At 38.4% G+C, this 25,024-nt stretch carries 27 protein-coding genes; 10 read left to right on the forward strand and 17 right to left on the reverse strand.

The annotated features are described in order from the left end of the window. Window positions 1-17: 17 nt before the first annotated feature. The 3 genes from hypB to DIZ80_07305 are packed head-to-tail and all read right to left on the reverse strand — an operon-like array spanning window position 18 to window position 1,481. On the reverse strand, window positions 18-824 hold the full coding sequence (gene hypB, locus DIZ80_07295; GenBank protein RDH83931.1) for a hydrogenase accessory protein HypB: 807 nt from the start codon (window positions 822-824) through the stop codon (window positions 18-20). Window positions 825-877: 53 nt separating this feature from the next. Beyond that, complete coding sequence (locus DIZ80_07300; GenBank protein ID RDH83932.1) at window positions 878-1,252, reverse strand: hydrogenase nickel incorporation protein HypA; 375 nt, start codon at window positions 1,250-1,252, stop codon at window positions 878-880. Between the two features lies 1 nt (window position 1,253). Then, window positions 1,254-1,481: a HypC/HybG/HupF family hydrogenase formation chaperone gene (locus tag DIZ80_07305; GenBank protein RDH83933.1), complete on the reverse strand. Its 228-nt coding sequence runs from the start codon at window positions 1,479-1,481 to the stop codon at window positions 1,254-1,256. Between the two features lie 163 nt (window positions 1,482-1,644). Here DIZ80_07305 and DIZ80_07310 point away from each other — a divergent pair, with 163 nt between their 5' ends. The 6 genes from DIZ80_07310 to DIZ80_07335 all read left to right on the forward strand — a co-directional run bounded on the left by DIZ80_07310 (window position 1,645) and on the right by DIZ80_07335 (window position 7,489). Further along, window positions 1,645-2,154 (forward strand): peptidase M52, encoded by a 510-nt coding sequence (locus DIZ80_07310; GenBank protein ID RDH83934.1) that lies wholly within the window; start codon window positions 1,645-1,647, stop codon window positions 2,152-2,154. 75 nt (window positions 2,155-2,229) lie between these two features. Next, window positions 2,230-2,673, forward strand: a complete 444-nt coding sequence (locus tag DIZ80_07315) for a hypothetical protein (GenBank protein RDH83935.1) — start codon at window positions 2,230-2,232, stop codon at window positions 2,671-2,673. 2 nt (window positions 2,674-2,675) lie between these two features. Beyond that, window positions 2,676-3,776 carry a Ni/Fe hydrogenase gene (locus tag DIZ80_07320; GenBank protein ID RDH83936.1) on the forward strand — a complete coding sequence of 367 codons (1,101 nt, stop codon included), beginning with the start codon at window positions 2,676-2,678 and terminating at the stop codon, window positions 3,774-3,776. 57 nt (window positions 3,777-3,833) lie between these two features. Beyond that, window positions 3,834-4,493 (forward strand): hypothetical protein, encoded by a 660-nt coding sequence (locus DIZ80_07325; GenBank protein RDH83937.1) that lies wholly within the window; start codon window positions 3,834-3,836, stop codon window positions 4,491-4,493. Then, the gene (locus tag DIZ80_07330; protein ID RDH83938.1) at window positions 4,487-5,758 is read left to right on the forward strand and encodes a heterodisulfide reductase; all 1,272 of its coding nucleotides are present in this window, start codon (window positions 4,487-4,489) and stop codon (window positions 5,756-5,758) included. Before DIZ80_07325 ends, DIZ80_07330 begins: the two co-directional genes overlap by 7 nt. A gap of 9 nt (window positions 5,759-5,767) precedes the next feature. Then, window positions 5,768-7,489 carry a hydrogenase 1 large subunit gene (locus DIZ80_07335; GenBank protein ID RDH83939.1) on the forward strand — a complete coding sequence of 574 codons (1,722 nt, stop codon included), beginning with the start codon at window positions 5,768-5,770 and terminating at the stop codon, window positions 7,487-7,489. A 310-nt stretch (window positions 7,490-7,799) separates the two neighbouring features. Here the strand turns inward: DIZ80_07335 and DIZ80_07340 are convergent, their stop codons facing one another. Next, window positions 7,800-8,783, reverse strand: a complete 984-nt coding sequence (locus DIZ80_07340) for a hypothetical protein (protein RDH83940.1) — start codon at window positions 8,781-8,783, stop codon at window positions 7,800-7,802. Between the two features lie 220 nt (window positions 8,784-9,003). Here DIZ80_07340 and DIZ80_07345 point away from each other — a divergent pair, with 220 nt between their 5' ends. Together DIZ80_07345 and DIZ80_07350 are read left to right on the forward strand one after the other, a co-directional pair. Then, the gene (locus tag DIZ80_07345) at window positions 9,004-9,285 is read left to right on the forward strand and encodes a hypothetical protein (protein RDH83941.1); all 282 of its coding nucleotides are present in this window, start codon (window positions 9,004-9,006) and stop codon (window positions 9,283-9,285) included. A gap of 30 nt (window positions 9,286-9,315) precedes the next feature. Then, a complete protein-coding gene (locus DIZ80_07350; GenBank protein RDH83942.1) occupies window positions 9,316-9,552 on the forward strand; it encodes a DUF5062 domain-containing protein in 237 nt (78 codons plus the stop codon). Window positions 9,553-9,584: 32 nt separating this feature from the next. On the opposite strand, the gene DIZ80_07355 is transcribed toward DIZ80_07350, so the two are convergent. From DIZ80_07355 to sdhC, 13 genes are all read right to left on the reverse strand, one after another. Beyond that, on the reverse strand, window positions 9,585-10,442 hold the full coding sequence (locus DIZ80_07355) for a prephenate dehydrogenase/arogenate dehydrogenase family protein (protein RDH83943.1): 858 nt from the start codon (window positions 10,440-10,442) through the stop codon (window positions 9,585-9,587). A gap of 12 nt (window positions 10,443-10,454) precedes the next feature. After that, complete coding sequence (locus DIZ80_07360) at window positions 10,455-11,570, reverse strand: histidinol-phosphate transaminase (GenBank protein RDH83944.1); 1,116 nt, start codon at window positions 11,568-11,570, stop codon at window positions 10,455-10,457. Window positions 11,571-11,656: 86 nt separating this feature from the next. Continuing rightward, window positions 11,657-12,757: a prephenate dehydratase gene (locus DIZ80_07365; GenBank protein ID RDH83945.1), complete on the reverse strand. Its 1,101-nt coding sequence runs from the start codon at window positions 12,755-12,757 to the stop codon at window positions 11,657-11,659. Between the two features lie 69 nt (window positions 12,758-12,826). Beyond that, a complete protein-coding gene (locus DIZ80_07370) occupies window positions 12,827-13,990 on the reverse strand; it encodes a 3-phosphoglycerate dehydrogenase (protein RDH83946.1) in 1,164 nt (387 codons plus the stop codon). A gap of 164 nt (window positions 13,991-14,154) precedes the next feature. Beyond that, window positions 14,155-15,234 (reverse strand): 3-phosphoserine/phosphohydroxythreonine transaminase, encoded by a 1,080-nt coding sequence (locus tag DIZ80_07375; GenBank protein RDH83947.1) that lies wholly within the window; start codon window positions 15,232-15,234, stop codon window positions 14,155-14,157. A 174-nt stretch (window positions 15,235-15,408) separates the two neighbouring features. After that, on the reverse strand, window positions 15,409-17,976 hold the full coding sequence (locus DIZ80_07380; protein ID RDH83948.1) for a DNA gyrase subunit A: 2,568 nt from the start codon (window positions 17,974-17,976) through the stop codon (window positions 15,409-15,411). A gap of 208 nt (window positions 17,977-18,184) precedes the next feature. Next, window positions 18,185-18,697 carry a DUF1249 domain-containing protein gene (locus DIZ80_07385; protein RDH83949.1) on the reverse strand — a complete coding sequence of 171 codons (513 nt, stop codon included), beginning with the start codon at window positions 18,695-18,697 and terminating at the stop codon, window positions 18,185-18,187. Then, a complete protein-coding gene (locus tag DIZ80_07390; GenBank protein ID RDH83950.1) occupies window positions 18,694-19,062 on the reverse strand; it encodes a hypothetical protein in 369 nt (122 codons plus the stop codon). The genes DIZ80_07385 and DIZ80_07390 overlap by 4 nt, the downstream gene beginning before the upstream one ends. Window positions 19,063-19,108: 46 nt before the next feature. Beyond that, window positions 19,109-19,357, reverse strand: a complete 249-nt coding sequence (locus DIZ80_07395; GenBank protein ID RDH84127.1) for a hypothetical protein — start codon at window positions 19,355-19,357, stop codon at window positions 19,109-19,111. 110 nt (window positions 19,358-19,467) lie between these two features. Next, window positions 19,468-20,163: a succinate dehydrogenase iron-sulfur subunit gene (sdhB, locus tag DIZ80_07400; GenBank protein RDH83951.1), complete on the reverse strand. Its 696-nt coding sequence runs from the start codon at window positions 20,161-20,163 to the stop codon at window positions 19,468-19,470. 123 nt (window positions 20,164-20,286) lie between these two features. After that, on the reverse strand, window positions 20,287-22,059 hold the full coding sequence (sdhA, locus tag DIZ80_07405) for a succinate dehydrogenase flavoprotein subunit (protein ID RDH83952.1): 1,773 nt from the start codon (window positions 22,057-22,059) through the stop codon (window positions 20,287-20,289). Next, entirely contained in the window at window positions 22,056-22,460 is a 405-nt protein-coding gene (gene sdhD, locus DIZ80_07410) for a succinate dehydrogenase, hydrophobic membrane anchor protein (protein ID RDH83953.1), read from the reverse strand. Before sdhD ends, sdhA begins: the two co-directional genes overlap by 4 nt. Next, complete coding sequence (gene sdhC, locus DIZ80_07415) at window positions 22,397-22,780, reverse strand: succinate dehydrogenase, cytochrome b556 subunit (protein RDH83954.1); 384 nt, start codon at window positions 22,778-22,780, stop codon at window positions 22,397-22,399. The genes sdhD and sdhC overlap by 64 nt, the downstream gene beginning before the upstream one ends. A 157-nt stretch (window positions 22,781-22,937) precedes the next feature. Here sdhC and DIZ80_07420 point away from each other — a divergent pair, with 157 nt between their 5' ends. Together DIZ80_07420 and DIZ80_07425 are read left to right on the forward strand one after the other, a co-directional pair. Beyond that, entirely contained in the window at window positions 22,938-23,978 is a 1,041-nt protein-coding gene (locus DIZ80_07420) for a folate-binding protein (protein ID RDH83955.1), read from the forward strand. A 205-nt stretch (window positions 23,979-24,183) separates the two neighbouring features. Then, window positions 24,184-25,020, forward strand: coding sequence for a histidine kinase (locus tag DIZ80_07425; protein RDH83956.1), 837 nt, complete (start codon window positions 24,184-24,186; stop codon window positions 25,018-25,020). The last annotated feature ends 4 nt before the right edge of the window (window positions 25,021-25,024 follow it).

Here is a 25,024-nt window from a genome sequence, read left to right on the forward strand (position 1 = left end):
ACGACTATAAATTCATCTTATAAACTAACATGACTATGTTCATGTTGATGAGTACTCAACGGGTGTTCTTTTAAATACAATTGACGATTTTCAATTTGTTTTTCTATCCAGTCAAACCACTCTGTCATCCCTGTTCCATCTTTAGATGAAATTTCAAGCACAGGTGCCTGACTGGCAATATCATGCATATAACGTTTTGCATTTTCAGGTTTGAAGTCATCAAGCACAGGCAACAAATCGACCTTACTAATAAGTACCAGATCTGATGTGCGGAACATCACAGGATATTTAGCTGGTTTATCATCACCCTCAGGAACAGATAACAAAGTAACATTTTTATGTTGCCCCAGATCGAAACTGGCAGGACAAACCAGATTACCCACATTTTCGATAAAAATAATATCAAACTCAGAAAGATCTAGATTATGTAACGCCTGATGAATCATATGAGCATCAAGATGGCATGCACTTCCTGTAGTAATTTGAATGGCTTTAACACCATGCTGTCTAATGCGTTCAGCATCGTTTTCTGTTTCCAGATCACCTTCTATTACAGCAATACGTAAATTACTATTTAGTTGTTTTATTGTGGTTTCTAATAAAGCCGTTTTACCCGCGCCTGGAGATGACATTAAATTGATGGCTAATACATTGTGTTGATCAAAGTGCTGACGATTATGATGCGCTGTGTGATCATTTTCATGTAACAGACTGTGTAAAACTGTTATTGCCTCTTTGCCATTCTGTGTTTTATGAAGTTTACCTCCTGGTTTTATTAGATTCTTATTACCGTGAGTTATATTACATCCGCAGCTATCACACATATAAAATCTCCTTCATCATTTAAAATAATAACTTAATATCAATATAAACTTTATTAATTTACTGTTCTATTCTTTTGTTCTGAGTGTCTATCTAACTCAACACTCATAAGCATTAATTCATCACCACTGATAACAGTTGTTTTCCAGTCACCACATTGTTTACATAGCAGTTTATTAGCTAATACCTCAGACTCAGTATTACAGGCATTACATTTAACAATAAGTGGTAATAAATTAATAATAAGCTCTGCATTTTCAGCAATGCTGCCTACACTGGCAACAGGATAAGCATTTTTTAACAATTGTTCTTCAACTCCAGATAATGGCCCCATGCCAAGTGTAATAGAAAACACGCTCTGTGCATTATTTTCATGGGCTATTTTTTCAACCTGCTCCATTAAAGACTGACAAATTGCGAGCTCATGCATTTTAAACTTCGTCTTCTAGCATTTGATCGTATAACTCCCAGGCGGTTTGCGCTTCCTGAGCCGTTATTTTCTGAATGGCATAACCCACGTGAACAACTATAAAATCATCTACTTCAAGTTTATCTTCCTGCATCATAAATAAACTCACATCACGCTCTACCCCCTTCGCTTCACAACGGGCGGTAAAGCCATCTATGGATTTTATTTTCATGGGTATTCCAAGACACATATCATTGACTCTATTGTCATTTATAATTTTATATTACATGATTAATCTATACTTAGATTACAAGTATGTGCAACATATATATAATAGACCAACAAATTGATATAGAACAACAAGTAACCTAAGATACCTGTTAAAAATGGTGTACATTATTCTGGTAATTTAAATGATTCAAAATGAAACGTTAATACTTGGAATTGGTAATACACTACTTTCAGATGAAGGTGCGGGTATTCATGCTCTTAATATTCTTCAATCACGATATTCTAATATTCCTGAATTAAATTTTCTTGATGGTGGTACACTTAGTTTTACACTGGCCGTATGGATCGAAGACTGCACTAATCTTATTGTGCTTGATTCTACAGAACTAAAGTCCCCTGCTGGTACGGTTAAAACATTTATTAATCAGGATATGGATCACTTTTTAGGTAATGCAAAACGTAGCGCACATGAAGTTGGTTTACTCGATTTAATGGATATTGCTCGTATTACAGATAACCTGCCAGAAAAACGCGCTTTAATTGGTATTCAACCTGATAAAATAGGCTGGGGAATGCAACCAACAAATGTCGTTCAACATGCCCTGGAAAATGCCGTTAATGAGGCGGCTAAACTCATAACGTTATGGAATAATATTAATATAAATCAACCGCAATCTCTTATAACAGAGTAACTTAAGTAATATAAGAAAAAGAAGTATCTTGTAAGCCCGTTGTATTGAATAACAATAAATTAGGCACTGATATAAATGACAAATTCAACCTCTAACGCGACTGTTTTTAATATACAGAATGCAGATCAACTAACATGGAATGTAATGCCTCTATTACATGAAGTGAAGCACGCATTACACAATCTTATTAAGAACAATCAAACTGCTATTATAGATTTACGAAGCATTCCTCTCGCTCCCGGCGAAGAAGAAAAAATTATTAAAATTTTAGGCCGCGGTGAGATAGAAGCACAACTTCATGCTCTGGGTTCTAGTGAAATAATTGAAAGCCAATATTCTGGTGTCTGGATCATAACCCATTACAATCAGGATAAAGACATAATCAGTCGTTTCATTGAGATCACCTTATTACCAGATATTCTCTCTTCACAAAAAGAAGATATGCAGGAAGCATACAATAACCTTTCTGCAACACTAAATGAAAACAAGCCTGTAAACCCATCACCGGTGGAGATATAAGTATGTCAGACTTTTCAAATGGTAAAGATAAAACACTCGGTGAGGTTTTAAGAAGTCAGGGAATATCACGCAGGAGTTTTCTAAAATTCTGTGCTGCAACCGCATCAATGATGGCAATATCTCCCGCATTAATTCCTAAAATTGCACAAGCATTAGAAAAAGCACGTCGTCCTTCTGTCATCTGGTTATCATTTCAGGAGTGCACAGGCTGCACAGAGTCTCTTACCCGTGCTCACACCACAACGGTAGAAAGCCTCATTTTTGATAGTATTTCACTGGATTACCATCACACATTACAAGCTGCTTCAGGTGAAGCCGCAGAAGCTGCACGTGAAGCCGCTATGCAAGAAAACTATGGAAAATACTTACTTATTGTTGATGGATCCATTCCGTTAGGTAATCCCGGATACTCTACAATAGCGGGTATTAGTAACTACGACATGTTAATTGAAACAGCAAAAGGTGCAGCTGCAATCGTTGCTGTCGGCACCTGTGCTACTTATGGTGGTTTACCACATGCAAGCCCTAACCCGACAGGTGCTGTTTCTTTAAGTGAAATAATCAAAGACAAACCCATTATAAATGTACCTGGCTGCCCACCTATTCCTGTAGTTATAACTGGAGTACTAGCTCATTATCTAACATTTGGCACTATTCCAGAACTGGATCATCTGGCTCGACCTAAAGCATTTTATGGCAATAGCATTCATGACCGTTGTTATCGTCGACCTTATTACGATAAAGGTCTATTTGCCGAAACGTTTGATGATGAAGGTGCCAAGAAAGGATGGTGTTTATACAAGCTTGGCTGCAAAGGACCAACTACATACAATGCCTGTGCTACAACTAAATGGAATGATGGCACCAGCTTTCCCATTGAAGCAGGTCACCCCTGCCTGGGGTGCTCTGAACCTGATTTCTGGGATGGCGGTGGATTTTATAAAGCTTTATCTATGCCAACTGAAAACATATCTAAAACAGCAATATACACAGCTACAGGTGCACTCGCAGTTGGTGTTGCGATAGGTACGATGAATCGGAATAAAAAAAATATAACGGATGCATCACATAGTGAAACAACCATTAATGATCTGGAAAAATAGTTTAAGCGGTAAATTAATAATATAGCTTTTTATTTTGTTAATATCAGGATGGAATAAATGACCGAAATAGAATTTTTAAACTGGGTTCGTGGAACAGGCTTCCAGATAGCCATTATTATATTTGTTGCTGGCGTTATTATTCGTATTATAGAAATTATGATGCTTGGTCGTAAACCCAATCTGGCCGAAGCTAAAGGCTCCGAAATGCGCAGTGGTTTACACACCATTGTGTCTAGAAGCATACCAGATAAAAGCACATTTCAACGCTCCACTTTTACTATTGTGTCAGGTTATGTTTTTCATATTGGCCTTTTCATGTGTATCTTTTTTTTCGCACCACACATTCTTGTGTTTAAAGATGTAACGGGGTTAAGCTGGCCGTCTCTACCCACACCTGTTATTGATGCAATTACTGTTGTGACAATTATATCACTGGCTGCAATACTACTTCATCGTTATCGTAACTGTGTTTTAAAGTATCTTACTAATGCAGAAGATATATTAGTCTGGATAGTTACAATTTTACCGTTAATAACGGGATACATTGCTTTCCATCGAATTGGAACTACGGCACCATTTTTAATTGCCTTACATATACTCAGTGTTGAATTACTTCTGATTGTATTCCCATTCACAAAACTAATGCACGCTTTTACACTGTTTCTTGCTCGATGGTACAACGGAGCAATATCCGGATTCAGAGGAGTTGAATCATGAGTGCCACACTTGAAAAAGGTATTAATGCTTTAAAAAAAGAAGTCGACTCAACTGTAGCAGCATTTTTTAGTAGTTGTGTACACTGCGGTATGTGCGCAGATGCCTGTCTTTTTTATACGGAAACAGGATGCCCGACCAGAGCACCTATTCATAAAACCGAGCCACTACGTCGTATCTGGAAATCCGAATTCACTTTGATGGGACGTATTGGGAAAATATTTGGTCTAACCAAAACCGTTGATGATAAATTATTAAAAGACTGGGAAAAACTGGTTTACGACAGTTGTACATTGTGTGGACGCTGCTCAATGGTCTGCCCTGTAGGTAATGATATTGCTTTAATGATTCGTAAAACCAGAGAGGGCCTTGCTGCAGCAGGACATGCACCGGAAGGATTAATTGGCGCAACTAAACGTTCTGTTGAAACAGGTGGACCAATGGGATTAAAACTACAGGCCCTGCTTGCACAGATAAGTCACATTGAAAAAGACACAGGATTAAAAATCCCTCTGGATACTGTTGGTGCAGATTACATGTTATTGCTTTCATCAATGGAGATTATAAATTTTCCAGAATTTATTGAAGCCATTGCTAAAATATTTAATAAAGCCAGTGTTAGCTGGACCATATCAACAGAATGTTATGAAGCAACCAATAGTGGAATACAAATCGGTGTATCTGATATAGCAGCGGAACTGGTTCAACGCATAGTTGATGCCGCTGAAAAATTAAAAGTTAAAACTGTCATAAGCCCCGAATGTGGGCACGCTTACATGGCAATTCGATGGGATGGCCCAAACCTTATTGGCAAAGCATTTAATTTTAAGGTGCGACATATTCTTGAAGTCCTGGACGAATTACGTATTAGTGGTCGCTTAAAAATAACAGGTAAAGAAACGCAGAAATTAACTTACCACGATCCCTGCCAGATATCGCGTCGCGGTGGTGTAATTAAGCAGCCTCGAAATCTAATAAATTTATTTGCAGAAAATTTTGTAGAAATGCCTGATGCAGGAAAAATGAACTGGTGTTGCGGTGCAGGTGGTGGTGTAAGTGCAAATGAAAGAGCAGATGATATTCGGTTAAAAGTTTTTAAACGTAAGAAAGATCAGCTGGATAAAGTAAAACCTGATGCAATTATCAGCGCCTGTTCAAACTGTCGCATCAACCTTGAAGATGGCCTTGAAGAATACAATATGGATATTCCTTTAATGAGTCTGACTGAAACATTAGCAGAACATCTAGACGATCAACATAATAGTTAAGGAAAAATAATGAGTGAGCGCATTGTAGTAGATCCAATTACCCGCATTGAAGGCCACCTTCGTATTGAAGTACAAATGGATGGCAATAAAATTGATAGCGCTTATTCATCAGGCACAATGGTACGGGGAATTGAAAACATACTTAAAGGTCGTGACCCACGAGATGCCTGGGCTTTTGCTCAACGTATATGCGGTGTGTGTACATTGGTACACGGTCTGGCATCAATACGTTCAGTAGAAAATGCACTTAATTACACAGTACCTAAAAATGCAGATCTAATCCGTAACTTAATGAGTGGAGCTCAGTACATTCATGACCATGTTATGCATTTTTACCATTTGCATGCACTTGACTGGGTTGATGTGGTTTCAGCATTAAGTGCAGACCCTAAAGCAACTTCAGAACTGGCACAATCATTGAGTAGTTATCCAAAATCATCTCCGGGTTATTTTTCTGATATGCAGAAAAAACTCAAAGGTTTTGTAGAAGCTGGTCAACTTGGTATTTTTGCTAAAGCATACTGGGGACATCCTGCCTATAAGTTACCACCTGAAGCCAACCTGATGGCTGTATCACATTATCTTGAAGCACTTTCATGGCAACGGGATGTCGCAAGATTACATACAATTTTTGGTGGCAAAAGCCCACACCCTAATTTCGTTGTCGGTGGTGTTCCCTGCCCCATTGATTTAAATTCAGATTCTGCACTAAATATGAAAAAGCTATCTCAGGTACAGGACATTATTAACCAGATGAGAAGTTTTGTTGAGCAGGTTTATGTGCCCGATACCCTGGCAATTGCCAGTTATTATAAAGACTGGGGTAGTCGTGGAGAAGGTCTTGGAAACTTTTTAACCTATGGCGACTTCCCCTCTAATGGTATGAATGATGTATCCGGTTTCATGATTCCACCCGGTGCAATACTAAATAGAGATCTAAGCACTATTCATGATGTTGATATGAATGCAGCCGATGAAATAAAAGAATACGTATCACATTCATGGTATGACTATGAAAATGGAAAAGATGCAGGGCTTCATCCTTACGACGGTGAAACGAACCTGAATTATACTGGCCCTACACCTCCGTATAAACATCTGGATGTTGAACAGTCTTACTCCTGGTTAAAGTCTCCTCGCTGGAAAGGCAATGCAATGGAAGTTGGACCATTAGCTCGTGTATTAATGTTATATGCAACCGGTCATGATCAAACGAAAGAACTTGTAAATATGACATTAAATAAGCTGGATGTCCCGGTAGAAGCTTTATTTTCTACACTAGGGCGTACAGCAGCACGGACATTAGAAACACAGATCTTTGCGGATGCTATGCAGGGATGGTTTGATGATTTAATTATTAATATTAAAGCTGGTGAAACTAAAACCTTTAATGAAAAATTATGGGAACCTTCAACATGGCCAAAACAGGCTCAGGGTGTTGGTTTTATGGAAGCACCTCGTGGTGGTTTAGCTCACTGGATTGTAATAGAAGACGAAATTATAAAGAATTATCAGGCTGTTGTACCCAGCACCTGGAATGCAGGACCGCGTGATGCTGAAGGACAACCTGGCGCATATGAAGCTGCACTCGCAGATAATCATACACTACACGACCCTAAACAACCCGTTGAAATACTACGCACAATTCACAGCTTTGACCCCTGTCTGGCATGCGCAGTGCACTTAACTGATCCTGACGGAAACGAACTGATAAACGTAAAGGTAAAATGATGAAATATATACTTATGCTGGCATTACCATTAATTTCTAATGTAACATTTGCACATTCAGGTCATCAGACAGATGAATCGATACACAACCTGTTTCATATCGAACATATAATTATGCTCACTGTAATTGCTGGCATTGCTTATATAATTAAAAAGAAAACAAATTCATAATTATAAGTTTCCAAAACTAAAAAACGTTTTGTAAATATACAAAACGTAAAGGCAGATGACCATTTCTGCAGGAGTCTATTTTTATAGTTATTCCAGATTAGTCGCTTCAAAACAGAAGCGACTAACAGGTGTAGGTTAGATTAGAACTTCGCAATTACACCTAACGCTATAGCAGAACCATCACCAGCAAGTTTAGTAGCATCATTCAGACCACCATCAGCACCATCAGTCCATAGTGCATAAACAGATACTTTCTTACCCATTTTATGATCGTATGCTAAAGCAGTCATCGTTGCATCATCGGTGTTACCCTGATCTTTTGTGCCATATACAAATTTAATCGCATTTTTCTTGTCGATATTATGCTTAATACTAAACAGCATATTTGTATCATCTAATGCACTATCGTCTTCAACAGTTTCACCGATAAGACCTAATTTAGTATTACCTAACTTATATCCTATAACCAGTTTAGTACCCGTCTCGTCATTAGTAGGTGATTTTTCAATAGTCTGATATGCAACTGCAAAACCAATTGCACCCATTTTCATATCATATGCAAAGTTATAAGACTGACCTGCATTTTCTGCAGCTGGATCATCATCACCTGCAGCGTATTGTAAGCCTAATTTACCAGGACCAACCTTTACCAGATAACCTAAAGAATTATCATTACGAGTATCCTGACCTTTATCAATAATATTATTGTAATCAGCATATGTATCACTTAAATGCTCAACATTTTTCTTACCCGCTTTCTTATATGGTGAATCATCACGACCTAAACGAATCTGACCCCAATCACCTTTAAGTCCTACATACTGTTCACGAGATTTAATATGGTCAGCTGATGATTTCGCATCATCAGTCATATCTATTTGCCATACAAAGCGATAGATAACTGAAGTATCAGAGTCTGTATCAACAGAACCTTTAACACCAACTCTTGATGCGTGACTCGATACAGCTGTAGATGAAGTTTCAGTAACACCATCATCTTCAGATACTGTACCGAATGACAAATGTGCTTTACCAAACAATTGAGCTTCAGCTGAAGCTATACCTGGCATTGAAATAGCCGTTATAATAGCAAGTGTTGCAGTTTTTTTCGTAAAAGATTTCATAGATCTATTTCCTAAAGTTAACAAATAATTTCGTGTGAATTTATTGTTAAGATATTAAGGAAGACTTATTACAGACTTATGAGTGCTTTATTACATTTGTGTTACAAGATCGAAAATCAGGGAACTTTTCTGAGAATGAATACATTGTTAAAAAGAATAGCCTTACTGTACAATTATAAAACATACTTCATATGCAATACTCTCTAGCAAAGGAATAGGCATGTATTCATGTACTTTTATTAAATATCTCTGGAAAGATTCAGATACAAAAAGACTATATAGAACCCTTGAAAAGCAGATAAGCTTGCCTTTCACTCCTGTTATCGGGCAAGAAATTGGTGAAGGCGACTGGTTTTCCGGGAAAATTGAACGTGTTGTCTGGGATAATATTGATAATATTTTTACTGTTAAAGTATCAGATATCACACCTAAAGAAGGAATTTCAGCTGAACTATTATTAGATATAGCAATAAAACAGGGCTGGAATGCTCAGGATAAATAAAAATCTATTATTTTTTATACAGAGGCACAAATGAAAAAATTAAAAAATGAAAAAGAACTTTTAAAAAAAGCCATTATTGAAGGTGTCAAATACGGTGAGGCCAGAGGTGTTGTAGAATTTGAGCCCACTGATTCAGCTAATGAAAAAACCGAATATATTTATCGACTACTGGTACATGACAAGGTAATACAACCAATACCTGAAGATCAGATATCTATTAAATCTATGAAACATAAAATTGCTATCTGGGCTTCAAAACTTAAATAAAGCATATTAAATAAATTAAAAAAGCACGAAGCTTACATACAAAAGGTATCTCGTGCTTTTTTAGCATTACTAAATATCTTTAATAACTCATCTGAATCAGAATTTTGAATTGCTTTTTTAAGATTATCAATATCCTGCTGATAATTTTGCATCATAGCCAGAATAGCTTCTGAATTGTTGACACAGATATCTCGCCACATAACCGGATCACTTGATGCTATACGCGTAAAGTCGCGAAATCCACCTGCAGCATATTTAAAAATTTCATCCACATCATCTACATTATTCAGGCAATCAACTAATGCAAATGCAAGCACATGGGGAAGATGGCTTGTACCAGCAAGAACCAGATCGTGATGGCGTGCTCCCATCTCATCAACTTCAGCTCCTGCTTTTTCCCACATTTTTCGAACTTTTTTAACATCTTCTAATGAATTTTCTTCAAGTGGAGTCAATATTACTCTACGATCAGAATATAATGAATCAAACGCCGCTTCGGCTCCAGATTTTTCAGTGCCTGCAATAGGATGCCCTGGAATAAACTGATTTACCTTTACCCCTAATTCTTCAGATGCAGCATCGATAATCGTATGTTTTGCACTACCGCCATCAGTAACGATTGTGTGTTTTCGCAAATGGGGTTCAATTTTTTTAAAAACAGCTGGCATAGCACCAATTGGTACCGCAACAAAAACCATATCAGCCTGCGATATGGCTTTCGCATAATCCGTTTCGTACTGATCAATAACACCCAGTTCTTCTGCTTTTTGCAAATTTTCAAGACTACGCCCCATACCGGTAACCTGCTTAACATAGCCAGACTTTTTAAGGGCAAGTGCTAATGAACCACCGATTAAACCAACACCTATTACACATAGATGATTAATCATATACGTGAACTCCTACAAAACTTTTTTTAACGCGGTTAACACACGATCATTCTGTTGCTGGTTACCAACAGTAATTCTTAAAAAACGTGGCATTTTATAACTGGCAACAGGACGTACAATAACCCCTTCTCTTAATAAAGCATCGTAAACTGGCATGGCATCTTTATTAACATTCACAGCAATAAAATTAGCAATACTGGGGATATACTTTAGACCCATACTTTTAAATGCTGCATTATATTGCTTTAAACCCAGCATATTTAATGAGGCACTATTTTCAACATGATTTTGATCTTCAATAGCCGCTAATGCAGCTGCCTGTGCAGGCATATTCGTATTAAATGGCTGACGAACCCTGTTTAATATATCTGCCACATCAGGATGAGATATAGAATAACCAATACGCAAACCGGCTAACCCATAGATTTTAGAAAATGTACGGGTAATGATTAAGTTTTTATACTGATTTAATAATACATTCGTATCTGGTTTTAAGTGATCTGGCATATATTCAAAATAAGCCTCATCCAGAACAATTAAAACATCTTCATCAACTTTTGATAAAAACAAATCAAGTTCTTCTAATTCAAACCAGGTGCCAGTTGGATTATTCGGATTGGCTAAAAAAACTACTCGAGTTGTATTAGTAATTGAGTCATATATAGCGTTTAAATCATGACCATAAGGCATAACATCGTGATCAGAAGGGAAAGCTTTTGCAACACGCGCTTCAGCACCAACAGCCTGCACTACTAGAGGATAGACGGCAAATGAATACTCTGAGTAAACAGCTGAGTTACAGGGCGCCAGGAATGCACGGCCAATTAATTCAAGAATATCATTAGAACCATTACCTAACGTTATACATGCTCTATCAACACCGTGTTTATCAGCAAGTGCAACACTTAACTTATGACCAGCACCATCCGGATAATAGTTTACGTCGCCTATTACGGCCCGTGCAGCTTCTACAGCTTTAACACTGGGGCCTAGTGGATTTTCATTAGACGCAAGTTTAATTGCATTGGTAATACCAAGCTCACGCTCTAGCTCTTCAACGGGCTTGCCTGGCTCATACGGGCTTATCTGTTGTACACCGGGCACTGCATTTTTTAAAAAATTGTTCATAAATTCAGGTTTAATCTAACTGTAACTTTGATAAATCATAACGAAAAAAATTCGTAATGAATTCGTTGATAGTAAAAATGTATCGACTACTTTAAAACCGCTTTAGGGTATGAGCCTAAAATACGAACCATCGCTGATTCATGCTCAATCTCAGATAACGCTTCAGCTAATGGCTCATCATCCTTATGACCTTCTATATCAATAAAGAAAACATATTCCCATACACCCTGACGAGAAGGACGAGATTCAATTTTACTCATACCAATACCTCTATTTGCAAGAGGCTTTAACAGGTGATGTAATGCACCTGCTTTATTATTAGTAGTGACTAACAATGATGTTCTATCATTACCACTGGATGGAACCTCGTTCTTACCAACAACAATAAAGCGCGTTGTATTATTAGGTTCATCTTCAATTTCTGTACATAAAATGGGAACTTCATATAACTCAGATGCCATAACACCCGCTATGGCTGCTGCGCCTTTTTCATTCTTCGCAATACGCACTGCTTCAGCATTACTACGAACAGCATAATGTTCTGCATTAGGTAAATTTGCATCCAGCCAACGCCTGCATTGAGCAAGTGACTGCTGATGAGAATATACTTTGGTAATATTATTTATATCGACTTCTGTACTAATTAAATTATGCTGTATACGTAAATCAACCTCTCCACATATTTTTAATGAAGAATTGATCAGCAAATCCAGCGTATGCGCAATTACACCTTCTGTAGAATTTTCGATTGGAGCAACACCAAAATGCGACTCGCCTGTTTCTACAGCACGAAAAATCTCTTCGATATTATCAACTGGATATTGATCTATTGATGCACCAAAATGCTTGCTGGATGCCGCATGATTATAAGTACCCGCTGGTCCCAGAAAGGCAACTTTAATAGGCTTCTCTAATGCAAGACAAGATGACATGATTTCACGAAATAAATGCGCCATTGCATTAGAGCCCAATGGTCCTTTATTTCGTTTTTTAATTTCTGTCAGCACCTGTGCTTCACGCTCAGGGCGATAAAAATGCTCCGTTTCACCGGCATTAATTTTTATTTCAGCAACTTCCTGAGCACATTCTGCCCGCTGATTAATTAACGTTTGTATTTGCTTATCAATCGCATCGATTCTATCTCTTATGCCTGATAATTTTTCTTGTTCATTCATTCGGTATGCCAGTTAATGTGACAGAGGCTCAGAATCTACAGAGGCTATCCTCCATGATCTCTGGTCTCTATTACAAATATTTTAAATCAATCTAACAGACAAAACACCATCAATAGCTGCGATCTTATCGATAGTTGTGTCATCCGGTTTACTCTCTACATCAATCAATGTGTACGCAAGTTCATTACGTGACTCATTTGCCATGTGTAATATATTCACACCAGATTCACCTAATTGGTGTGAAATCTTACCTAACATATCAGGGCTATTAGAATTAGATATTGCAAGCCTGTTTTCACCCTGTCTTCCCAGTTTAATATTTGGGAAATTTACGGAATTTTTAATATTACCGTTATTTAAAAAATCTTTTAACTGATCTGCAATCATTACAGCGCAGTTATCTTCTGCTTCACCTGTTGATGCACCTAAATGCGGTAAAGTAAATACACCTTCATGACCTTTAACTTCGTTAGAAGGAAAATCATTTACATAAGCATGTATTTTTCCAGCCTTAATAGCTGCTAGTACTGCGCTATCATCAACAATACCTTCTCGAGCAAAGTTAAGTATTACAGAACCATCTTTCATTGTAGCCAGGCTTTCCGTATTTAGGAGATTACGAGTTGCATCAATTAGTGGCACATGAAAACTTACAAAGTCAGCTTCACGAAATAATTCATCTGCACTATCCATCTGTTTAACATTGGACGATAACTGCCAGGCTGACTGAACTGTAATGCCGGGGTCAAACCCAATTACATTCATACCTAATGAATCAGCCGCATTTGCAACCTGTGCACCAATTGCACCCAGCCCAATAACGCCTAAAGTTTTTCCTGGAAGCTCAAAACCTGCAAATTTTTTCTTCCCTGCTTCTACCGCTTTTGTAACGTCTTCATCTGAACCACTCAGCTCAGTTGTGTAACTCCAGGCCGGAATCAGGTTACGACAAGCCATTAACATACCCGCAATAACTAATTCTTTTACTGCATTTGCATTTGCTCCGGGTGCATTAAAAACTACAACACCGCGCTCAGACATCGCATCAACAGGAATATTATTTACACCAGCACCAGCACGACCAATTGCCTTAACTGAACTCGCAACAGGAACATCATGCATTTTAAATGAACGCAACATGATTGCATCGGGTTCATTTACTTCTTCACCCACCTGATATCCTTCAGCTGTTAGTTTATCCAAACCAAGGGGGGAGATTGCATTGTAGGTTTTGACATTAAACATTTTAGATCCTATATGTAAATTACGGTTTATCTTCATTTCTAGTAGTTGTTCAGATTGCCCTTGCATGATTTCATATCAAGGTGATAAATGTGGGTTTACAAATGTAAATGTCCATTTATCAACGAAGATATGGAACCATGCAAGAATAAGCGGGTTAGCTACGTTTAAGCGTTATTTTTTTCAAAGTCCTTCATGAACTCTACCAGAGCATCAACACCTGCTTCTGGCATAGCGTTATAAATACTTGCACGCATACCGCCAACTGATCGATGTCCTTTTAATGTGGTTAATCCGACTTTTTCTGCACCTTCAAGGAAAGCACCATCGAGAGCCGAGTCACCTAGAATAAAAGGTACATTCATCAATGAACGACAGTCCACATCAACTGGATTTGAATAAAAACTAGACTCATCAATTGCAGAATATAATTTACCTGCTTTACGACGATTGGTTTCTTCAAGAACTTTAATTCCACCGTTTTCTTTAATGCGATTAAAGACTAAACCGGCAATATACCAACTGTAAGTCGCAGGGGTGTTATACATAGAATCATTATCCGCCATGATTTTATAATCTAACATTGCAGGCATGCCATCTATGCAATTACCAATTAAATCATCACGCACGATAACAATGGTTAAACCTGCACAACCGATATTCTTCTGAGCGCCCGCATAGATAATACCGAACTTACTTACATCAATTTCCTTAGACATAATAGTTGATGACATATCGGCAACTAATGGCACATCAGTTTCTGGAAGAAATGGAAACTCAACACCAACAATTGTCTCGTTTGGAGTGTAATGCAGATAAGCTGCATCTTTACTTAAGTTCCATTCTGATTGCTCCGGTACTGTTGTAAATTTTGAATCTTCTGAAGATGCTGCAACATTAATGTCACCATAACGCTTAGCTTCAGCAATGGCTTTCTTAGACCACTGCCCCGTTAAAATATAATCTGCTTTACGGTTTGAACCCATTAAATTAATAGGTACTGCTGCAAACTGTGTGCTTGCTCCACCCTGCATAAACAACACTTTATAGTTTGCTGGAATGTTCATTATTTCACGCAAATCCGCTTCCGCTTTTTCTGCGATCGACATATAAGCTTTACCTCGGTGAGACATTTCCATAACCGACATGCCTGTACCCTGCCAGTCCAGCATTTCTTCCTGTGCCTGTTTTAATACTTCATCTGCAATACATGCAGGACCTGCGCTAAAATTATAAACTCGGCTCATTGCCTTTCTCACCTTAACTATTTTAAATTTGTTGAATTACGCATTTCTAAACTAACTTTTCAGGAAGTCATTTATACATAATGAGTATGCCTGCACCCCAATCGCGACCTAAAGATCACTCCTATTGAAAATTATTCATAACAACAGGAACAAAATCTTTAACTCGACACTGAGTTATTCGGCTGTTTCTTCATCTACTACAAGGGGAGTTTCTTCATCTGGTAAAACTTCAATACGCTCTAACTCTACTAATTTTTCATTTTCAGAAAGTCGTATTAAACGCACACCCTGAGTATTTCTACCCATAATCCTGACTTCATTAACACTGGTTCTTATTAATGTTCCCCCATCAGAGATCATCATAAACTCATCAGTTTCACTTACCTGAACAGCACCAACAACATGACCATTTCGATCTGAAGTTTGAATTGAGATAACACCCTGACCACCACGCCCCTTACAGGAATACTCAGTAGTCACTGTGCGTTTACCATAACCTTTTTCTGTCGCTGTCAATATAGACGCTTCTTCATCAACAACAATTAAACTAATTAACTTCTCACCGTCTTTCATTCGTATACCACGAACACCGGCAGCTGTTCTGCCCATAGCACGAACATTTGTTTCATTGAAACGAATAGCTTTACCCGAACTTGCCATTAACATGATGTCTTTTGTGCCATCGGTTAACGCTACATCTACGAGTAAATTATCTTCACGCAAATCAAGTGCAATAATGCCACCAGCACGCTGATTCGAAAATGCAGTTAATGGTGTTTTCTTAACAGTACCTGAGCTGGTTGCCATGAAGATAAAGTGATCTTCATCATATTCACGAATAGGTAATACAGCATTAATACGCTCACCTTCTTCAAGTGGCAACAAATTCACTAACGGTTTACCACGTGAACCTCGACTTGCCTGCGGGAGTTCATAAACCTTAATCCAGTAAACTTTACCGCGACTAGAGAAACATAATAATGTGTCATGGGTATTTGCGATAAACAGTTTATCAATGAAGTCTTCTGTCTTCATTTTAGTGGCTGATTTACCTTTTCCACCGCGTTTTTGAGCCGTATATTCAGAAAGTATCTGCGCCTTGGCATAACCTTCATGGGAGAAGGTAACCAGCACATCTTCTTCCGTTATAAGATCTTCAAGACTCAGATCTAACTGGCTTTCCAGTATTTCAGATCTACGTTCATCACCAAAATCTTCTTTAACCTGTTCAAGCTCTTCACGAATAACTTCAAGTAAACGATCAGGGTTCGCCAGTATCTCAATTAAAGCTTTAATAATATCAAGTATCTCACTGAATTCATTGATTATTTTATCTTGCTCTAAACCGGTTAAACGATGTAACCTTAATTCAAGAATTGCCTGTGCCTGGGTTTCAGAAAGGTAATAACTCCCGTCACGCATGCCAAACTCATCCCGTAAAAATTCAGGACGTGAAGCTTCAGCACCAGATCGACTTAACATATCTGATACCATACCTAATTTCCACGCACGGGAAATTAAACCGGCTTTCGCTTCAGCTGAATTTTTAGATGCCTTAATTAGCTCGATGACTTCATCTATATTAGCCAGTGCAACAGCAAGGCCTTCTAATACATGTGCCCTGTCTCGTGCTTTTCGTAACTCATAAATCGTTCTACGGGTAACTACTTCACGGCGATGACGAACAAACGCCTCAATAATTTCTTTAAGATTCAGGAGTTTTGGCTGACCATCGACAAGGGCAACCATATTGATACCAAATACGGTTTGCATGGATGTCTGTTTATATAAATTATTAAGCAGCACTTCCGCAACATCGCCACGACGCACTTCAATTACAATGCGAATGATATTGGTGGATTCATCACGTATTTCAGTAATGCCTTCAATCTTTTTGTCTTTAACCAGTTCAGCAATACGTTCAATTAAACGCGCTTTATTAACCTGATATGGCAGCTCATGCACGATAATACTTTGCTTACCGTTATCAGCCGTTTCGATGGAAGTACGCGATCGCATAAACATACGTCCACGACCTGTTCGATACGCTTCTCGAATACCCTTGGTGCCATTGATAAAAGCCGAAGTAGGCAAATCAGGCGCAGGGATATAATCCATCAAACCTTCGATATCGATTGACGGGTTATTTATTAGCGCAATACAGGCATCAATAACTTCATTCAGGTTATGCGGAGGGATATTTGTTGCCATACCCACAGCGATACCAGCAGAACCATTTACCAGTAATGCAGGAATACGCGTTGGCATAACCGTCGGTTCACTTTCTGAACCGTCATAGTTTTCTGCGAAATCAACAGTTTCTTTGTCCAGATCTGCAAGTATCTGATGAGATATCTTATCCATGCGCACTTCGGTATAACGCATAGCAGCAGGTGAATCACCATCAACCGAGCCAAAGTTACCCTGACCATCAACCAGCATATAACGCATGGAAAATGGCTGAGCCATCCGTACGATCGTGTCATATACCGCTGTATCACCATGTGGATGATATTTACCTATAACATCACCGACTACACGGGCTGACTTTTTATAAGGCTTGTTCCAGTCATTACCCAGAACGTTCATCGCGTATAGCACACGGCGGTGAACGGGTTTCAGACCATCTCGAACATCAGGTAAGGCCCTTCCTACAATTACACTCATCGCGTAATCAAGATAGGACTGGCGCATTTCATCTTCTAAATTAACGGGTACTACTTCTTTGGCAAATTCAGCCATAAGGTGCTTCTTTTCCGTAGTTTATCGGGCTATTTTTAATGCCCTAGTAAATGACATGGTTAATGGCTTGGCAAGCATAGCCATAAAGCCAGAAATATTACCATAAATCAGTGACTAACGGTAATTTGAAGTGAACAGATTTATACCGGTATAAATACTTGAAATGAGGCTCTTAATGGTTAAAAAATGAGCAGTTGAAAGTTGAATATTATGCGATAGAAATATCAGCAACTGTATCTGTTATTTGCAAAAAAACATGCTTCTGCCGAAGACAGTATTTTAGCCACTTGCTTAAAAAGCGATTAAGCTGCCACTTTTCACGCAAAGCATCAGCTGGCAGGTGATCTAACACAAGCCGACCATGATGCAACTTACCCGACATAACTTCTGCCAGACCTGCATCTTGATAAATACGAATTTTTAAATTTGGCTCTAAACGTGTTTCACCATTATCTGCAAAACAATAACTCAGCCTTAACGTTGTAGTAAATTTACTACGCTCTACAATGTTTAAATGTAAATTAAGATGTCCTTGCGATTCAGAAATAGCTGACTCTTTAATTTGCTGCAAACCGGGTATAAGCTTACGAATTTTAATGTAATTATCCTCATACATATCCATTAAACTTACAAAATCAACTGGCTGTACATCTTCACAACCATATTGACTGGTTTTTTGTTTACAGTTTTCGATTACCTGATTTTTTAAAATTTTACTCATCCGCCAAGTGTATCACGTTCTTTTTTAGTTTGAAGACCTTCAACTTTTATTCTCACACGAAACTGCCTGAATTTTTCAACATCAACACTGTCCTTAAATAAAATAACGATAAATTTTTTATTATTTTCCAGCTTAAACTTAAGCAATGAAAAAACTGGAGTAACTACACTACCCGTTTGCAATTCTGCTTTTGCAACTTCCTTATTCACCCTTATCAACCAGTCTCCATCAGGCTGCCATTGCAACTCACACATTACATTTCTTTTAACTGAATCGACAACAAGAAACATAAGAAAAACAAATAATAAAACACTTAATATAATATTATTTTGAGAAACCAGAAAAACTGAGAGCAGAGATATCAAAACACAAATAAATATAATGTTCTGATATATTTTTGAAACTTGAACTTCAAACAGAAGCTGACTGGCGTATTGTCTGGACAAGATCTGAGACACTATTATCAGAAGATTCCATATGACCGAGAAAAAGATCAAATAAAAGCTGATCCGGATAATCTAAAATCTGGTCAAAGATATTTTTTTGTTCACTATTTAAATGAGTATATTGTTTGTCAATAAAACCATTCAATAAAATATCAAGCTCGAGCATTCCCCGTCGGCAACGCCAACGTAATTCTGAGGTAACCTGATCAGGCATTTTGTTAAGCACATTCATAAAAGACAACCTTTAATTTCTAAGTCCAGTTTTAAACATACTAATTATTTTATATAAGCACATATCAATGTGCTCCTGGGTACGACCAAAAATCACATGGATTTTTTAACCATCATCTTTTTAATATCACCTATTGCTTTCGTTGGATTTAAACCTTTAGGACAAACCTGCACACAATTCATAATTGTATGGCATCTGAATAATTTAAACGGATCATCCAGAGACTGCAACCTTTCCTCTGTTGCCTGATCTCGTGAATCGCCAATAAAACGCGCGGCCTGAAGCAATGCCGCAGGGCCTAAAAACTTATCTGGATTCCACCAGAAAGAAGGACATGACGTTGTGCAACAACCACAAAGTATACATTCATATAAGCCGTCAAGTTTATCTCTCTCTTCAGGAGTCTGTTTAAGCTCAACTTCAGGCAAGGGATCTTTTACATCAAGAAATGGTTTTACATCACGATACTGTTTATAAAACTGATCCATATCGACAATTAAATCTCGAATAACCGGTAATCGTGGCATAGGGCGAAGCTCAATAGGCTCCTTTAAACACGTAATAGGTGTGATACAGGCAAGACCATTTGTTCCATTAATATTCATCCCGTCAGAACCACAGACACCTTCTCTGCATGACCGTCTGAAACCTAAAGTAGGATCCTGTTCTTTCAATAACAAAAGCACATCTAACAGCATCATATCCGATGAAACATTATCTATTTGATAATCTTGCATATAAGGTTTTTTATTTTTTTCCGGGTTGTATCTGTAAATGCGAAAACGCATATATATACCTTTTTATTTAATATTTTTCCACAGAGAACAATGTACTATCAGCTACAGCACCTATGGCGCATAAACTGTTATTTTTCACTTTGTGCTCTATGTATCTCTGCGAAAAACATCTTTTTAATAAACTCTCGGCTTAGGAGGAAAACTCGCCACCGACATAGGTTTAGTTCTTACCGGTTTATAATCCAGTTTACGATCTTCACTACTATAAAGCGTATGTCTCATCCAGCTTTTATCATCTCGTTCAGCATAATCAACTCGAGAATGTGCACCTCGACTTTCTGTACGCGCAGATGCAGAATAAACTGTAGCTAAAGCCACATCCATTAAGTTTTCCAGTTCGAGCGCTTCTACTCTTGCGGTATTAAATAACTCTGACTGATCCGTAATGCTTGCACTCTTTAAACGTTCTGCCAGTTTAGAAACTTCTTCTACGCCTTTATCCAGAACATCCTGAGTTCTGAAAACACCACAGTTATCTTCCATTGCTTTTTGCAGGTCACGTCGAATATCATCAACTGACTCACCACCTGTATTATTATCCCATCTATGCAAACGGTCATAAGCCTGTTTAATTACACTTTCATCAAGTGCTTTATGGAATCTGTTTTCTTTAAGATACTGAATAATATGGTTCGCAGCAGAACGGCCAAACACCAGAATATCCAGTAATGAATTACCACCTAAACGGTTAGCACCATGCACAGAAACACAGGCACACTCACCAGCAGCATATAAACCGGTAACCGGCTCTTCGGGTGTATCTTTTACTGGAACAACAACCTGCCCCTGACGATTTGTTGGTATCCCACCCATCGTATAATGCGCAGTAGGATAAACAGGTATGGGATGATCTGCGGGATCAATACCCAGAAATGTTATACAGGTTTGCCTGATTCCCGGTAACCTTGATTGCAAAACATCTTCCGGTAAATGATCGAGCTTTAACATCACATGATCTTTATTCGGACCACAGCCTCTACCTTCTTTCACTTCTGTGAAAATAGACCGACTCACCACATCGCGCGAAGCTAAATCTTTTGCAGTAGGCGCATAACGCTCCATGAAACGTTCACCTTCCGCATTAACCAGATAACCACCCTCACCTCTGGCACCCTCAGTTATTAACATACCTCGACCTGCAATGCCGGTTGGGTGAAACTGAAAAAATTCCATATCCTGTAACGGAACACCTGCACGTAATGCCATTCCCATACCATCACCGGTATTAATTAATGCATTTGTCGTGGTTCTAAATAGCTGACCTGCACCACCCGTCGCAAGCAATGTGGTTTTAGCTTCAATGATAAGCTCTTCACCGCTATGTATATCAAAAACATAAGCACCCAACACATTACCCTGTTCATCTTTTAATAAATCAACGGCAAAGTATTCATCAAAAAAATGTGTTTTAGCGCGGATATTTTGCTGATATAAACTGTGTAAAATTGCATGCCCGGTTCTGTCTGCAGCCGCACAGGTTCTGGCCGCCTGTTCTCCACCAAAATTCTGTGACTGTCCACCGAAAGGTCGTTGATATATTTTTCCATTATCTAACCGAGAAAATGGCACACCAAAATGCTCCATTTCATAAACAGCTTTAGGTGCAGCCCGACACATATATTCTATGGCATCCTGATCACCTAAATAATCACTACCTTTAACCGTATCAAACATATGCCAGTGCCAGTTATCAGGCAATACATTAGCCAGTGCCGCATTCATACCACCCTGTGCAGCTACGGTATGAGAACGTGTTGGAAAAACTTTGGATACAACCGCAACTGAGGCATCAGCTTCAGCTAACTGTAATGCTGCTCTTAAGCCACCGCCACCTGCACCAATGATTAATGCATCAAATCGTCTTCTTGGTATGTCTTCAATATTCATTTAATAAAAACCATAAACAGTGCTTTAAACCCCCATAATCCACTGCCGATTAATGTACTCCCAACCAGAGTTAACACCAGCAGTCGACCAACCACATTTGGAACATAATCCAGAACAATATCTCTGACACCGATCCAGGCATGCCAGAGAACAGCAATGAGAAACAGACCTATAAAGATATTGTTATGAGGAATAGCCACCCAAACTGCCCAGTCATTAGTATTTAGTGGATTATTTATCATTACTATAAAAAAAACATAAAGAATAAATACAGCAATAAAAACTGCACTGATTCTTTGTATTATCCACGGCCTTAAACCCTGTAAACCCGGTGAACTCATAAAAAGATCCCCAAGATTAGTAAAGCCAGAACAACTGCTTCGATCACGAACACTAACCATGCCAGCTGTGTCGCCCGTTGTTTCTCCAGACCAATGTCAAAATCTGTTAATAAAAATCGAATACCCGCTATAAAATGATGAATAATTGACCAGAGCAGCACCAGAGAAACCAGCTGAAAAAATGGCATATTGAGAATATCAACTGCTTTATTGAAACCGTCGATACCCTGCAGGGAAATATCCAGTAGATATACAGAAAATGGTATTGCGAGAAACAACAATAAACCACTAATACGGTGAAAAATTGAAACAAATCCCGTGACTGGTAATCGAATTATTACCAGATTGAGAAAGAAGGGTCGGTTATCGGATACCGCCATTTTTCATTTTCCCTTTTAACTTAATTGTCTATTATTATTCTTATGTATGATTGTAGTGGAATTTTTTTAATAATCCATACTAACTGTATGCTGACACTACACTATAAAATGATTACTATCTAAACTTAAAGTCCAATAAAAAAGGTACGGTGTTCACATGAAACCAGCATGGTTAGACTTTCTCAAGGATGCAGGCGCTGAAATTGAGAATAATAAAGTAGTAAGTTTTGGAAATTTAGAACGTGAACACCGTATGGTTCACACTGGTCTGGTGATATGCGACTTAAGCCATCATGGTCTTATTTCTATTGATGGTGAAGATACTGCTGACTTTTTACAGGGCCAGTTAACCAACGATGTGCGAGATGTTAGCCTTCAACACAGCCAGTTAAGCGCTTACTGCACACATAAAGGTCGCATGCTGGCAAACTTCAGGGTATTTAAACGTGACGACAGTTATTTTCTGAGTCTGCCACAATCACTCCTTGAATCAATATTAAAACGTATTAGCATGTTTATTCTAATGGCAAAAGTCACTATTAAAGACAATAACGATGCGTTGATTAAAATCGGCCTTTCAGGCCCAAAAGCTGACGAACAACTTTCTAACATCATATCAGACCTGCCAACAGAAACGGATGATGTAACCCAGTCTAATGGTTATACCATTATAAAATGTGCCGGCACTCTTCCCAGATATGAAATTATGGGCGAACTTGAAGCTATAAAGAAAATATGGGGACAACTTGATGTTAATGCTGCTCCGGCTGGAGCAGATGCGTGGGAAACACTGGACATTATGGCCGGCATTCCAACCATTACACCTGAAACATCTGAAGCTTTTGTACCACAAATGACCAATATGCACGTAATAAATGGTGTTAATTTCCAGAAAGGCTGTTACACAGGTCAGGAAGTAGTGGCTCGAATGCAATATCTGGGAAAATTAAAACGACGCATGTTCAGAATAAATATTGAAAGTGACAATGCAGTAATTGCCGGAGATAAACTGTTTGCTAAAGATTCAACATCTGGTCAGGGCACAGGCCAGATTGTCAACTCACAGGTAGATCCTGACGGCGGTCATATTGCATTAGCCGTAATTGATATCGCAGATGCTGAAGCTGGTTCATTACAGTTGCATGATGAAAATGGCCCCGCTATAACGGTGCACTCATTACCTTATTCAGTTGAATAAAAGGTTTCACTCAACCTGCATCCTGCATCCTGCAGGGTAATGTGATAGTAAAATTACTTCATTAAAAATGAAACATTTTTAAGTACTTTATCTACTGAAGCAGTTACTATCATATTACTCAGGATGTCGGTTTTGACTTACCGCTCATAACAGTCTTATCAAATTTCTTGGATTTTTAATAAATCCCAAACTACAATTTAACCATATGAATGAACAAAGCCAACATGTGCTTCAACAACTGTTCAAAGCCGTTGAAACTGATCAAATCAAACTACCTACACTACCGGAAGTCGCTTTAAAAATTCGAGAAGCTGTAGAAAAAGATAGTCAGTCAGCAGCAGATATTGCCATGTTGTTAGCGCAGGACACATCTTTATCTGCGCGCCTGTTACAACTTGCAAACAGCCCTATATATAGAGCTCGAACAGAAATTGATAGCTTACAAATGGCCGTTACCCGGCTAGGTGTACGTATTGTTAAAGACCTGGTTGTTATGTTAGCTATAAAACAGGCTTTTAAGGCTCGTGATCATGCCATTGAAAAGCAGTTCAAGGAAATCTGGCAAACCAGCGTTGATGTGGCAGCAGTCTGTAGGGTGCTGGCTAAAACTCAGAATAATCTGGATATAGAACATGCCATGCTTGCAGGCCTCATACATAATATTGGCTCATTACCCATAATAGAACTAGCAGACAGACAACCCTCTTTATTTGGCAATAACCGGAACATTAAAGAAATTACAGCTGAAATTCAGGGTGAACTTGGTCAGAAAATACTCAGTTTCTGGAACTTTCCACAATCATTAATTGATGTCGCGGGAAACTGGAATGATTTTAGCCGAACTCATGACTCAAAAGCAGATTATGTAGATTTAGTACAGGCAGGGATTTTACATACTCAACATACACCGGCAAACGCACCCGATAACTGGTCAGATATACCTGCCATTAAAGCATTAGGTCTGGATCCTTCAATTAGAAGCCTTGATGAATCCGTTCAGGTAGAACTCGAGCAAACGCGTAATAGCTTGATGCAGGTATAAGGGA

Source organism: endosymbiont of Galathealinum brachiosum, from assembly GCA_003349885.1.
Lineage (GTDB): Bacteria > Pseudomonadota > Gammaproteobacteria > SZUA-229 > SZUA-229 > SZUA-229.